The sequence below is a fragment of the Limnohabitans sp. T6-20 genome (assembly GCF_003063505.1).
GTDB lineage: Bacteria > Pseudomonadota > Gammaproteobacteria > Burkholderiales > Burkholderiaceae_C > Limnohabitans_A.
Genome location: NZ_NERW01000001.1, coordinates 646940 through 659063, shown reverse-complemented (window position 1 = coordinate 659063; position 12124 = coordinate 646940). Strand labels below are relative to the sequence as shown.

The 12124-nt window shown below is 60.4% G+C and carries 13 protein-coding genes; 5 read left to right on the top strand and 8 right to left on the bottom strand.

The window, feature by feature from the left end:
• The first annotated feature begins 24 nt into the window (after positions 1–24).
• The gene (gene moaC, locus B9Z33_RS03130) at positions 25–528 is read left to right on the top strand and encodes a cyclic pyranopterin monophosphate synthase MoaC (protein ID WP_108285537.1); all 504 of its coding nucleotides are present in this window, start codon (positions 25–27) and stop codon (positions 526–528) included.
• Positions 529–614: 86 nt separating this feature from the next.
• On the opposite strand, the gene B9Z33_RS03125 is transcribed toward moaC, so the two are convergent.
• Positions 615–1910, bottom strand: a complete 1296-nt coding sequence (locus B9Z33_RS03125; protein WP_108285536.1) for a solute carrier family 23 protein — start codon at positions 1908–1910, stop codon at positions 615–617.
• A 132-nt stretch (positions 1911–2042) separates the two neighbouring features.
• Here B9Z33_RS03125 and upp point away from each other — a divergent pair, with 132 nt between their 5' ends.
• On the top strand, positions 2043–2696 hold the full coding sequence (gene upp / locus B9Z33_RS03120) for a uracil phosphoribosyltransferase (RefSeq protein ID WP_108285535.1): 654 nt from the start codon (positions 2043–2045) through the stop codon (positions 2694–2696).
• A 70-nt stretch (positions 2697–2766) separates the two neighbouring features.
• On the opposite strand, the gene B9Z33_RS03115 is transcribed toward upp, so the two are convergent.
• From B9Z33_RS03115 to sucC, 5 genes are all read right to left on the bottom strand, one after another.
• The gene (locus B9Z33_RS03115) at positions 2767–4248 is read right to left on the bottom strand and encodes a PglL family O-oligosaccharyltransferase (RefSeq protein WP_108285534.1); all 1482 of its coding nucleotides are present in this window, start codon (positions 4246–4248) and stop codon (positions 2767–2769) included.
• Positions 4249–4309: 61 nt separating this feature from the next.
• On the bottom strand, positions 4310–4792 hold the full coding sequence (locus B9Z33_RS03110) for a pilin (protein WP_108285533.1): 483 nt from the start codon (positions 4790–4792) through the stop codon (positions 4310–4312).
• A 76-nt stretch (positions 4793–4868) separates the two neighbouring features.
• Positions 4869–5555 (bottom strand): TerC family protein, encoded by a 687-nt coding sequence (locus B9Z33_RS03105; RefSeq protein ID WP_108285532.1) that lies wholly within the window; start codon positions 5553–5555, stop codon positions 4869–4871.
• Positions 5556–5709: 154 nt separating this feature from the next.
• On the bottom strand, positions 5710–6606 hold the full coding sequence (gene sucD / locus B9Z33_RS03100) for a succinate--CoA ligase subunit alpha (RefSeq protein WP_090142737.1): 897 nt from the start codon (positions 6604–6606) through the stop codon (positions 5710–5712).
• 53 nt (positions 6607–6659) lie between these two features.
• Positions 6660–7820 (bottom strand): ADP-forming succinate--CoA ligase subunit beta, encoded by a 1161-nt coding sequence (gene sucC / locus B9Z33_RS03095; protein ID WP_019429940.1) that lies wholly within the window; start codon positions 7818–7820, stop codon positions 6660–6662.
• A 185-nt stretch (positions 7821–8005) separates the two neighbouring features.
• Between sucC and argC the strand changes: the two genes are divergently transcribed.
• Positions 8006–8929, top strand: coding sequence for an N-acetyl-gamma-glutamyl-phosphate reductase (argC, locus tag B9Z33_RS03090; protein ID WP_108285531.1), 924 nt, complete (start codon positions 8006–8008; stop codon positions 8927–8929).
• A gap of 199 nt (positions 8930–9128) precedes the next feature.
• Here argC and recX read toward each other — a convergent pair whose 3' ends face one another.
• Entirely contained in the window at positions 9129–9584 is a 456-nt protein-coding gene (recX, locus tag B9Z33_RS03085; protein WP_108285530.1) for a recombination regulator RecX, read from the bottom strand.
• Positions 9585–9586: 2 nt separating this feature from the next.
• Positions 9587–10624, bottom strand: coding sequence for a recombinase RecA (gene recA, locus B9Z33_RS03080; protein WP_108285529.1), 1038 nt, complete (start codon positions 10622–10624; stop codon positions 9587–9589).
• Positions 10625–10765: 141 nt separating this feature from the next.
• On the opposite strand from recA, the gene B9Z33_RS03075 reads away from it, so the two are divergent.
• Both B9Z33_RS03075 and B9Z33_RS03070 read left to right on the top strand, forming a co-directional pair.
• The gene (locus B9Z33_RS03075) at positions 10766–11269 is read left to right on the top strand and encodes a MarR family winged helix-turn-helix transcriptional regulator (protein ID WP_108285528.1); all 504 of its coding nucleotides are present in this window, start codon (positions 10766–10768) and stop codon (positions 11267–11269) included.
• 136 nt (positions 11270–11405) lie between these two features.
• Positions 11406–12080, top strand: a complete 675-nt coding sequence (locus tag B9Z33_RS03070; protein ID WP_108285527.1) for a response regulator transcription factor — start codon at positions 11406–11408, stop codon at positions 12078–12080.
• Positions 12081–12124 lie beyond the last annotated feature (44 nt).

Here is a 12124-nt window from a genome sequence, read left to right as displayed (position 1 = left end):
AATGGTTTTTTACCAAACACAGCCATGACCCAGTCTACCGATGTCTTGACCCATTTTGATGCCCAAGGCCAGGCCCACATGGTGGACGTCGGGGCCAAATCCAGCACGCGCCGCATTGCGGTGGCCACCGGGCGCATCGAGATGCTGCCCGCCACGCTGGCGCTGATTGCGTCGGGCACGGCCAAAAAAGGCGATGTGCTCGGCATTGCCCGCATCGCGGGCATCATGGGTGCCAAAAAGACCAGTGAACTGATTCCCCTGTGCCACCCGATCGGCTTGACCCGCGTGGCGGTGGAGTTTGAGGTGTTGCAGGCCGAGTCGACCGTGGTGTGCACCGCGACCGCCGAAACCATCGGTCAGACCGGCGTCGAGATGGAAGCCTTGACCGCTGTGCAAGTTGCCCTGCTCACCATTTACGACATGTGCAAAGCCGTGGACCGCGGCATGACCATCAATGGCGTGACCTTGCTGGAAAAGCATGGGGGCAAGTCGGGGAGCTTTGTGGCACCGGGTGGCAGGTCTTCCTGAGCTTCCTGAGACATGCCGCATCCTCGGGGCCTGCCCGAGGATGCTTAAAAATGGTTGACCCAGACAGTGGGGCCAACCGCGCCATCTCAGCGTGAAGAGCTGCCGCGAGAGAGCAATGCGTACAGCAGGATCGCCCCAAAGGTGGCGGTACCGATGCCGCCCAGCGCAAACGGGCCGAATTTGAGTGTGAAGTCGCCTGTGCCCAGCACCAGCGTGATGGCGGCAACGAGCAGGTTTTTGTTCTCGGAAAAGTCCACCTTGTTGTCCACCCAGATCTTGGCTCCAGCCACGGCGATCAGGCCGAACACCACGATGGACACGCCGCCCATCACCGGCAGCGGGATGGCCTGGATGAGTGCGCCGAACTTGGGCGAAAAGCCCAGCAGCACCGCCATCAAGGCAGCGACCAGGAAGACCGCGGTGGAGTAGATGCGGGTGGCGGCCATCACGCCGATGTTTTCCGCGTAAGTGGTCACGCCGGTGCCGCCGGATGCGCCGCTGACCATGGTGGCAACGCCGTCGCCAATGAAGGCGCGGCCCATGTAGGCGTCCAGGTTCTTGCCGGTCATGGCGGTCACCGCTTTGATGTGGCCAAGGTTCTCGGCCACCAAAATGATGGCCACCGGCGCAATCAGCAGCATGGCGCGGCCGTCAAAGACCGGCGCGGTCAGGGTGGGCAGGCCGAACCAAGCGGCACCCGCCACGCCCGAGAGGTCCAGCGGTTTGCCCAGGCCCAGGCCATTGGTCAGCACCGCGTAGATGATGCTGGCCAGAATCAGCCCCACCAGAATCAGCAAGCGCTGCACCATGCCGCGCGAATACACCGCGACCAGTCCCACGCTGACAAAAGTGACCAGCTGCATCCAGGCATCAAATTCGCCAGCGGCCATGTTTTTGATGGGCACACCCGCCAGGTTCAGGCCGATCACCGCGACCACCGAACCGGTGACCACCGGCGGCATTAGCCGCTCGATCCAGCCAGTGCCAATGGCTTGCACCACCAAGCCGATCAGGGTGTAGAGTGCGCCGCAGGCGATGATGCCACCCAGCGCCACGCCCATATTTGCGTTTGGCCCTTTGCCTGCGTAGGCGGTGGCGGCAATCACCACGCCGATGAAGGCAAAGCTGGAGCCCAGGTAGCTGGGTACTTTGCCGCCGGTGATGACAAAAAAGATGAGCGTGCCGATGCCGCTCATCAAAATGGCGATGTTCGGGTCAAAGCCCATGAGGATGGGGGCCAGTACGGTGGCGCCAAACATGGCAATCACATGCTGTAAGCCCATGACGGCCGTGTGCGGCCAAGGCAAGCGTTCGTCGGGGCCGATGGTGCCGCCTCGCATCAGCACCTCGGGGTTCTGTGTTTTCCATCCAAACATCGACATGGCAATCTCCTTGCGTGAAATGTGAATCCCATACTAACGCAGCAGGAAGTAGTATTTCGATGCCTTGGTGACTCGGTCCTACGGGCACAATCGTGATTGTCTGTTTGCCACATTGCGAAGAAGGAACCCGGCATGACCGCTATTGACCCCGCCGCACGCGCCCAAGTGCACCTGATCGACCACCCCTTGGTGCAGCACAAGCTCACGCTCATGCGCAAGAAGGACGCCAGCACCAGCAGCTTTCGCCGCCTGCTCAATGAACTGGCCAGCCTGATGATTTACGAAGTTTGTCGCGACATGCCCTTGCAGGACGTGCAGATCGAGACCCCGCTGGAGACCACGACCGGTCGCGTGATCGACGGCAAGAAGCTGGTGTTCGCCAGCATCCTGCGCGCGGGCAACGGCATTCTGGACGGCGTGTTGTCGGTGGTGCCGGGCGCACGTGTCGGTCACATCGGCCTGTACCGTGACCCAAAAACGCTGCAGGCGGTGGAGTATTACTTCAAGATGCCCAAGGCCATGGAAGAGCGTGACGTGATCGTGGTGGACCCCATGTTGGCCACCGGCAATTCGGCGGCTGCGGCCATCGCGCGGCTCAAGCAGTGTCAGCCGCGCTCGATCAAGTTCCTGTGCCTGCTGACCTGCCCCGAGGGCATCAACACCCTGCACCGCGAGCACCCCGACGTACCGATTTACACCGCCGCCATCGACCGCGAACTCAATGACCACGGCTATATCTTGCCGGGCTTGGGCGATGCGGGGGACCGGATTTTCGGGACGCAGTGAACGCGTCGGCCTGAGGGCCTGTCGATGCCACGCGCATTGGCGGGCGCTTGACAGGTGCTAGACAGGCGCTTCAAGGGCATGGCAAGGGGTCTGACGGGAAAGCTGCCCGACACTGTGCCGTGTGCTGGTCCACCAAGTCCTGTTTGCCCAGCATGCGCGCACTCTGGATCAGTTGTCGCACCACCACGGGTTCGGGCGAGTAGTGCAGCATGTCCAGACTGGTGGCCAGCACCCATTCGGCGTTTTGTGGGGTGAGGTGGGTCAGGCTCAGCTCGGCAAACGTGCTTGACCGCTGGAAAAACCAGCTGCTGCGGGCAGCGTCCAGCGGGTCCTCACGCCACACCGGCCAGCGCTGTGCGGCAGGCATGTAGATTTGCCGTGCGCGGGCATAGTCCGCGCCCACCATGAAGACGATCACCAGCACCAGTACGCCAGCCATCCGGATGCCGGATGACGCTTGGGCCTTCCAACTGATGGCCGATGGCACAAGCAAAACACCGCACAAGAGCACGGCCATCTGGAACGGGCCGTACCAAAGCGGAAATTCGAGCAGGCTGTGCAAGCCGATCACGGCCAGAACCGACCAAGCCAGCTGTGCGCTGGGCAATCGGCTCTGCCATGGTCGCATCCAGGCGAGCAGCGCTAACAAGGCCAAACCGCATGCGGCGGTGAAGGCCCCCCCCAAAGTGACGGCCAAATGCAGAGGCAAGTTGTGCGCGTTGCCCAAAATCGCGCAAAACCTGTTTTCCGGGCCACCGGAAAAAGGCGTGATGTAGTGGGCGTATTTGAGTTCGTCCCAGCCCCAACCCCACCAGGGTTTTTGCCCAATGAGCTGCAGCACATTGCCCCACAGCACGCGGCGGCTGGCGCAGCCTTCGTCGTGGCCCATGCGGGCCAGAGCGCCCGTCATGTCCTGGCCGGTCACGGCGCTCAGCAAGCCGGGCAACGCCCAGTTGGCCAACAGGTAAATGGCCAGTGCCCACAAAGCCAGCCGGGCTGACAGGCGATGCGCTTCAAAACGGCTGCGGTATGCCCAAAACGCGACCAAACCCACGATGAGCAGCATGTGCAGCAGGCCCGTGCGCGAGGCGGTGGCGGCATTACCAACAGCCAGCAAGGCCAGCATCCATGCCGCGTGCCGTGCCATCAGGCCATGTGCATGCCACCACAGCACCGACAAAATGCCCATGGCCAACAGTGTGGCGAGCTGGTTGCGCTGTCGCAAGTTGGCGGCGGCTTCCCCCACGGTGCCCGTCACATGAAGCCATGGGCTGAGCGCCGCGTCTGCACCAAAGTATTGAATCAGGCCCATGCTGCTGCTGATCAAGGCCGCCACCGCCCAAGCGCGGGCGATGTCCAGGGGTTTGATCGCTTGGCCCCAAACCATCAGACAAGCGATACAGGCCCAGCTGATCAGCAAGGGCACGGTGTTGGGTTGAGGCGAAGGCGACCAAGGCTGAATCCATGGCAGCACCATCAACATGCCCAGCAGCAGTGCCTGGGGCCAAGAGGGCTGATCGGCAGACGTGGCTTGGTTTGGGTTCATCAGCATGGGCTTGTCACCATGAAAAACGCCCTGGGTTCAGCAGGGCGTTGGGGTGTGCAAAAGACGTTCAGGACGCTTTGCATGAAGCGGGCAGGTACTTGACCGGCAAGCCACTGCTGCTGGCAGGACCGCAGCGCCAGCCCGAGATGGTTTTGCCCCCATCGGTGCTGCCATTGATGGGTGTGTCGCCGGTTTGCAGAGGCGTCAACGCGATGGCATTGGCCGATCCGCTGGTGCTGCCGCGCAAGGCTTCGTGCTTGCCCACCACGGTGATCGTGCCATTGCCATCCACGGTCACGCTGGCCACGTATTTGCTGTTTTGGCTTTCGCAGACCTTGGGCAAAACCGCAGACACATTGGCATCGGACGACGAGCTGATGGCTTCGTTGACCGCTGTCTTGCAGCCATTGGCCGCCAGCAGCATCTCGGAGACTTTGGCCCGGATGGTGTAGTCCTGGTACGCCGGCAAAGCCAGCGCACCCAGAATGCCAATGACCGCAATCACGATCATGAGCTCAATCAATGTCAAACCGTGTTGGTTTTTCTTCATCTTTTTCTCCCTGGTGAACAGAGTTCGATGGTAATTCAACCACCGAACGAACGCCATGCCCGGCGCTTCACACAGATCACTCTGCCGGTTTTTCGGGCGTCTTTGAGCTGGCCATCTTGCCGATACCCAACACCAGCGCGGCACCCAAGGCCGGTCCAGCATAGTGCAGCCAGCCGTTGGCTTCAACGATTGACTTGAGCGCGACATCACTGACGATGGTTTCGCCGCCCACCCAACCGATCAAGCCTGCGCCAAACCAGATGATGATGGGGAAGCGGTCCATGAGTTTGATCATGAGCTGGCTGCCAAAAATGACCAAGGGGATGCTGATGGCCAAACCGAGAATCAGCAGCGTCATGCTGCCTTTGGCAGCAGCAGCCACGGCGATCACGTTGTCCAGGCTCATCACCAGGTCGGCGATCAGGATGGTGCGAATGGCAACCCACAGGCCGGCTTTTTCGCTGCCGCCTTCATCGCCTTCGTCGTCGCCGTGCAGCAGTTGTGTGCCAACCCAGAGCAGCAAGAGACCGCCCACAATTTGCAGGTAGGACAGTTCCAGCAGTTTGGCCGCGACCACGGTCAGGCCGATCCGCAGCACCACAGCAGCGCCGGAGCCAAACATGATGGCTTTCTTCTGTTGTTCGGCAGGCAGAGAGCGTGCGGCCAGGGCAATGACCACAGCGTTGTCACCCGACAAAATGATGTTGATCCAGATGATCTTGATCAGTCCGATCCAGAATTCCGGGTTTTGCAGCAATTCCATTGTTGTTCTCCGTTGGTATAAAAGCCAAAGCGCTGACAACCTGCGTTGACAGCGCTTTGAGATGCAGGTGCCCGAGTTTAACGGGCAGATCCTGCAAAGGTGTGCGTAATTCTCCTTATGGCCAAGCCCCTCAAGGTGCTGGCCGGCAGAGACATTACTTCAGCTGGGCTTTGAGCAGTTTGCCCAGTTCAGATGGGTTGCGTGTGACGATGAAGCCGCACTCTTCCATGATGGCCAGCTTGGCATCGGCCGTGTCGGCACCACCAGAGATCAGGGCACCAGCGTGGCCCATGCGCTTGCCGGGAGGGGCAGTCACACCGGCGATGAAGCCGACCACAGGCTTCTTCATGTTGGCCTTGCACCACATGGCGGCTTCGGCTTCGTCTGGACCGCCGATTTCACCGATCATGATGACGGCGTCGGTGTCTGGATCGTCGTTGAAAGCCTTCATCACGTCGATGTGCTTCAAACCGTTGATCGGGTCGCCACCGATACCGACGGCGCTGGACTGGCCCAGGCCGACTTCGGTCAACATCGCCACGGCTTCATAAGTCAAAGTGCCCGAACGGGACACCACGCCAATGCGGCCTTTGCGGTGGATGTGACCGGGCATGATGCCGATCTTGATTTCGTCTGGCGTGATCAGACCTGGGCAGTTGGGGCCCAGCAGCAGCGTGCGCTTGCCGCCAGCGGCTTCTTTGGCCTTCATCTTGTTGCGCACTTCGAGCATGTCGCGCACTGGAATGCCTTCGGTGATGCAAATCGCCAGGTCCAAGTCGGCTTCAACAGCTTCCCAGATCGCGGCAGCCGCACCTGCTGGGGGCACGTAGATCACGGACACGGTCGCGCCAGTTTGAGTGGCGGCTTCCTTGACGGAGGCGTAGATTGGGATGTTGAAGATGGACTCGCCAGCCTTCTTGGGGTTCACACCCGCGACGAAGCAGTTCTTGCCGTTCGCGTATTCCTGGCACTTCTCAGTGTGGAACTGACCGGTTTTGCCGGTGATACCTTGGGTGATGACTTTGGTGTCTTTGTTGATGTAGATGGACATGTTTGTTCCTAATCAGTTGCGGACGGCACCTTCAGCACCGTCCTGCAAAGTCATTACTTAACGGCTGCGACGATGGCTGTCGCGGCTTCGGCCATGGTGTCGGCAGAGATGATCGGCAGACCGGATTCGGCCAGCATCTTCTTGCCCAGCTCGTCGTTGGTGCCCTTCATGCGCACGACCAATGGCACGGACAGGTTCACGGCTTTGCAAGCGGTGATCACGCCGGTGGCGATGGTGTCGCACTTCATGATGCCGCCGAAGATGTTGACCAAAATGCCTTTGACATTCTTGTTGGCCAGCATGATCTTGAAGGCTTCAGTGACCTTCTCGGCAGTTGCGCCGCCGCCCACGTCCAGGAAGTTGGCAGGCTCGCCGCCGAACAACTTGATGGTGTCCATGGTGGCCATGGCCAGGCCAGCGCCGTTGACCAAGCAACCGATATTGCCGTCCAAAGAAATGTAGGCCAAGTCGAACTTAGAAGCTTCCACTTCAGCTGGATCTTCTTCGTCCAAATCGCGGTAAGCCACGATTTCGGGGTGACGGAACAAAGCGTTGGCGTCGAAGTTGAACTTCGCGTCCAGGGCCATCACGTTGCCTTTGCTGTCGCGGTTCAGTGGGTTGATTTCTACCAACGAAGCGTCAGTTTCCATGTAGCACTGGTACAGCTTCTTGAAGATGTCCACGGCTTGGGCGGTGGAGTCAGCAGGCATGCCGATGGCGTCTGCGATCTTCTTGGCTTGGGCGTCGCCCAGACCGGTCAAAGGATCGATGAACTCGGTGATGATTTTCTCGGGCGTGGAGTGAGCCACTTCCTCGATGTCCATGCCGCCTTCGCTGGAAGCGATGAAGGCGATCTTTTGTGTGGCGCGGTCGGTGACCACGGACACGTAATATTCTTTGTTGATGTCAGCGCCGTCTTCGATGTAGAGGCGACGGACTTTTTGGCCTTCGGGGCCAGTTTGGTGGGTCTTGAGCTGCATGCCCAGGATCTCGCCAGAGATGCGTTTGACGTCTTCAATGGTCTTGGCAACCTTCACGCCGCCGCCTTTACCACGGCCACCGGCGTGGATCTGGGCCTTGACCACCCAAACCGGGCCGCCCAGTTTTTGAGCGGCTTCGACAGCCTCTTGAACAGTGAACGCCGGGATGCCACGTGGAACTGGCACACCGAATTGACGCAAGATTTCCTTGCCTTGGTACTCGTGAATCTTCATGAGGTCTTCTCTCAGAGGGGTGGAATTCGACCGGTCCGCTGCGGTCCTTCAATGAAGGAGGCCCCGCCAGCAGGCTCTGGACACTGCAGCCTGCGACTGTATCATGCTGCAATGCACCAATCCTGATCCTTGCGTCTTACATTGACTTGACGTTGGGGACCAGAATCCTTGAGAAAGTAATACCTATGGCGAAAATATTCATCGATGGCGAAGCGGGCACCACGGGTTTGCAGATTCGCGAGCGCTTGGCGCTGATGCCCCAGATCGAGGTGCTGAGCATTGACCCAGCACGCCGCAAAGACCCCGAAGCCAAGCGAGAGCTGATGGCGGCGGCCGATTTGGTGGTGCTCTGCCTGCATGACGATGCCGCCAGCGAATCGGTGGCCATGATCGACAGCCTGCCCGGCCGCAAGCCGCGCATTGTGGACGCATCCACCGCCCACCGTTGCCACCCCGATTGGGTGTTTGGCTTTCCTGAATTGGCGGCCGACCAGCTTGCCGCTGTGCGCCAGGCCGAGCGCGTGGCCAACCCCGGTTGCTATGCCACGGGCGCCATCTCCATCCTGCGGCCTTTGGTCGATGCGGGTCTGATGCCGCGTGATTTTCCGGTGTGTCTGCCTTCCGTGAGTGGTTACTCGGGTGGCGGCAGAACCATGATCGAAGACTATGAAGCAGGCAAAGCCCCGCTGTTTGAAGCCTACGCTTTGGGCCTCAAGCACAAGCACATCCCTGAAATCATGCGCTACTCCGGGCTGACTTGCCGCCCCTTGTTTGTGCCGGCGGTGGCCAATTTCCGCCAGGGCATGTTGGTTCAGTTGCCATTGCACTTGGACACTTTGCCTGGAAAACCGACGGGTGCCGACCTGCACGAAGCTTTGCGCGCCCACTATGCGCCAAGCCAGGCTGCGGGTGGCTGGGTGAGTGTGAAGCCCGCCACGGCAGACGCCAAGTTGGACGCCACGGCGCTCAACGACACCAACAAGCTCGAAATCCGGGTGTTTGCCAATGAAGAGGCCCGCCAAGCCGTGGTCATTGCCCGCCTGGACAACCTGGGCAAGGGTGCCAGCGGTGCGGCGGTGCAAAACATCCTGCTGATGCTGGGTGTGTGAACCAGCGCACGGTCACGCTTTCCATTTCGCCTGACACTCAAGCCACCTTCAGAGCCTTTTGACGGCTCTCCCCAGCTTGATGTGCCCCTTCGGGGGCAAGACAAAGCAAGGTGGTTTCCCTGGTATCAGGGAGGTTCATTGGGGGGAGCCCTCAAAAGGCTTTGACGTTTGCGGCGCTTGTGTTGCCGGCGCTGCCCGTTCAGTCTTCGTCTGCGCCTTGCACGATCTTTCGCACAACCTCGGCATTGAAGCCACGGGTCATCAAAAAGCGGATCTGTTTGGCCCGCTCATTCGGGTCTGCCGCAGGGCGGTCAAATTTCTTGCGCCAGACGCCAAGTGCGCGGCTGAACTCGGTCTCACGCAAGCCCTCCATCGCGGCGGCCACCGCCTCGCCCGACAGGCCCTTGGCGGCCAGCTCTTGCTTGACCCGGGCCGCACCCAACTTGCCTGCACGGCGGTGCACCACCGACTCGATGGCGCGGCCGTCGTTGATGAAGTCCCGTGCTTGCAGTTCATCCAAGGCCTTGGCCAGCTCGCCGGGCACTTCTTCGTGCATGGCCAGCTTGCGTTCCAATTCAGTGCGTGAGTGCTCTCGCTGGCTCAAAAGCCGCAGGGCGCGGCCTTTGAGCGAGGGCTGAAATCCGGGCTTGTTCAAGCTCAGTCACCCTTGACTTCGGCAATGGCCGATTCCAGCAAGCGGATGCCCAGTGATTCGCGGACCTTGTTTTCGATCTCGCGGGCCAAAGCCGGGTTTTCGCGCAGGAATTCGCGGGCGTTGTCGCGGCCCTGGCCGATTTTCTCGCCCTGGTAGGCGTACCAGGCACCGGATTTGTCGACGATCTTGGCGGTCACGCCCATGTCAATCACTTCGCCTTCGCGGCTGATGCCCTCGCCAAACAGGATGTCGAACTCGGCCGTCTTGAAGGGCGGCGCAACTTTGTTCTTGACCACTTTGACTTTGGTCTCGTTGCCGATCGCGTCGTCACCTTTCTTGATGGTGCCGGTGCGGCGGATGTCCAGGCGAACCGAGGCGTAGAACTTGAGCGCGTTGCCGCCGGTGGTGGTTTCGGGGCTGCCGAACATGACGCCGATCTTCATGCGGATCTGGTTGATGAAGATGACCGTGCAGTTGGTCTTCTTGATGGTGGCGGTCAGCTTGCGCAGGGCCTGGCTCATCAGGCGCGCTTGCAGGCCGGGCAGGCTGTCGCCCATGTCGCCTTCGATTTCGGCCTTGGGCGTGAGGGCCGCCACCGAGTCGATGACGACCAGATCGACCGCGCCGGAGCGCACCAGGCTGTCCACGATTTCCAGGGCTTGTTCACCGGTGTCGGGCTGGCTGACCAGCAGCTCTTGCAGGTTGACGCCCAGGTTTTGGGCATATTGCACATCCAGTGCGTGTTCGGCGTCGACAAAGGCGCAGGTGCCGCCCAAGCGCTGCATTTCGGAGATGACCTGCAGGGTGAGGGTGGTTTTGCCCGATGACTCTGGGCCATAAATTTCGATCACGCGGCCACGGGGCAGACCGCCCACGCCCAGGGCGATGTCCAGGCCCAAAGAGCCGGTGGACACCACCTGGATGTCGGCGATGACTTCGCCTTCGCCCAAGCGCATGATGGTGCCTTTGCCGAATTGTTTTTCAATCTGGGCCAGTGCGGCTTGCAGGGCTTTGGACTTTTCGCTGTTGTCGTCGCTCATGAAAATCTCCTTGAATATCAATGGGTTGGGGCACCGGGCTCAGCAGTGATGTGCTGTTTACTGGATGCGTGAACAGTACTGTAAACGAGCTGTATAAACCTGTAAACACTATTTTTGGTCAGTTTGCCTTATCATTTGCGAATGACCGAAACCGCCTCTCAATCGCCCATGACGGACAGTGCGCTGCAGGATGACCGCTGGCGGCAAACCCACCTGGGCCGATTGCTGGGGCATGCGATGCGCCGCTTTGACGAACGCGTGCTCTACCTGATGGCGGGCAACGAGGGTGTGCCTTTGGCTTTGGCCAATCTCGCCTCACGCGACCAGATCAGTGCGGCACACGTTCACATCACGCGGCATCTGGCACTGGAGGGCTCACGCCTGACCGATTTGGCCCGCGCCGCAGGGATGAGCAAACAGGCCATGGGGGATTTGGTGGACCAATGCACGGCCTGGGGCCTGGTGCAGCGCGAGCCCGATTTGTCGGACGCCCGCGCACGGCGCGTGGTGTTCACACCCGTGGGCTTGGCTTGGCTGCAAGCCTTCAAGGATGCGGTGGCGCAAGCCGAGGCCGAGTTCCGCGATGCCGTGGGCAAAGATGTGGCGACCGTGGTGGCTTTGGGCCTGGAGGCTTATGCGCACTGACCGAACGCGAACAAGCCGCCATGGCGGCTCAAATGCTTCTTGCTGACAAGACAAAAGCCCCTGTGCCAGACACTAGAATTGCAGCACCCCGGTCATCAGCCCGGAACGAGCCGCACCCATAAAACAGGAGACAGACATGCGAATTCTGATAGCCGAAGATGACCAGGTGCTTGCCGATGGATTGCTGCGCACATTGCGCAGCGCTGGTGCGGCGGTGGACCACGTGGCCAGTGGCAGCGAGGCCGATGCGGCCTTGATGACCAACAACGAATTTGACTTGCTGATCCTTGATCTGGGCTTGCCCAAAATGCATGGGCTGGAAGTGCTCAAGCGCTTGCGCTCCAGAGGCTCCACATTGCCAGTGCTCATTCTCACGGCGGCAGACAGTGTTGAAGAGCGCGTCAAAGGCCTGGACTATGGCGCCGACGATTACATGGCCAAGCCCTTCAGCCTGCAAGAACTCGAAGCCCGTGTGCGCGCCCTCACCCGCCGTGGCATGGGTGGTGCGACCTCACAAATCAAGCACGGCCCGCTGATTTATGACCAGTCTGGCCGAGTGGCCACCATCGACGGCAAGATGGTCGAGCTGTCCGCCCGCGAGTTGGGCTTGCTGGAAGTCTTGTTGCAGCGTGCGGGCCGGTTGGTCAGCAAAGACCAGTTGGTCGAGCGCCTGTGTGAATGGGGCGAAGAGGTCAGCAACAACGCGATCGAGGTGTACATCCACCGCTTGCGCAAGAAGATCGAAAAAGGCCCGATCCGCATCGCCACCGTGCGTGGCTTGGGCTATTGCTTGGAAAAAATCCCGGGCTAAGTGCCTGGTGATTTGACACGCATCGCCCCCCAATCCAGGATGCC

Bases quoted from the DNA above. Each gene is read 5' to 3' on its own strand.
- B9Z33_RS03110 (WP_108285533.1), bottom strand. From the start codon at position 4,792: ATGAAGAAAAACCAACACGGTTTGACATTGATTGAGCTCATGATCGTG.
- argC (WP_108285531.1), top strand. From the start codon at position 8,006: ATGGCGAAAATATTCATCGATGGCGAAGCGGGCACCACGGGTTTGCAG.
- sucD (WP_090142737.1), bottom strand. From the start codon at position 6,606: ATGTCCATCTACATCAACAAAGACACCAAAGTCATCACCCAAGGTATC.
- recA (WP_108285529.1), bottom strand. From the start codon at position 10,624: ATGAGCGACGACAACAGCGAAAAGTCCAAAGCCCTGCAAGCCGCACTG.
- B9Z33_RS03075 (WP_108285528.1), top strand. From the start codon at position 10,766: ATGACCGAAACCGCCTCTCAATCGCCCATGACGGACAGTGCGCTGCAG.
- sucC (WP_019429940.1), bottom strand. From the start codon at position 7,820: ATGAAGATTCACGAGTACCAAGGCAAGGAAATCTTGCGTCAATTCGGT.
- B9Z33_RS03125 (WP_108285536.1), bottom strand. From the start codon at position 1,910: ATGTCGATGTTTGGATGGAAAACACAGAACCCCGAGGTGCTGATGCGA.
- B9Z33_RS03070 (WP_108285527.1), top strand. From the start codon at position 11,406: ATGCGAATTCTGATAGCCGAAGATGACCAGGTGCTTGCCGATGGATTG.
- upp (WP_108285535.1), top strand. From the start codon at position 2,043: ATGACCGCTATTGACCCCGCCGCACGCGCCCAAGTGCACCTGATCGAC.
- B9Z33_RS03115 (WP_108285534.1), bottom strand. From the start codon at position 4,248: ATGCTGATGAACCCAAACCAAGCCACGTCTGCCGATCAGCCCTCTTGG.
- B9Z33_RS03105 (WP_108285532.1), bottom strand. From the start codon at position 5,555: ATGGAATTGCTGCAAAACCCGGAATTCTGGATCGGACTGATCAAGATC.
- moaC (WP_108285537.1), top strand. From the start codon at position 25: ATGACCCAGTCTACCGATGTCTTGACCCATTTTGATGCCCAAGGCCAG.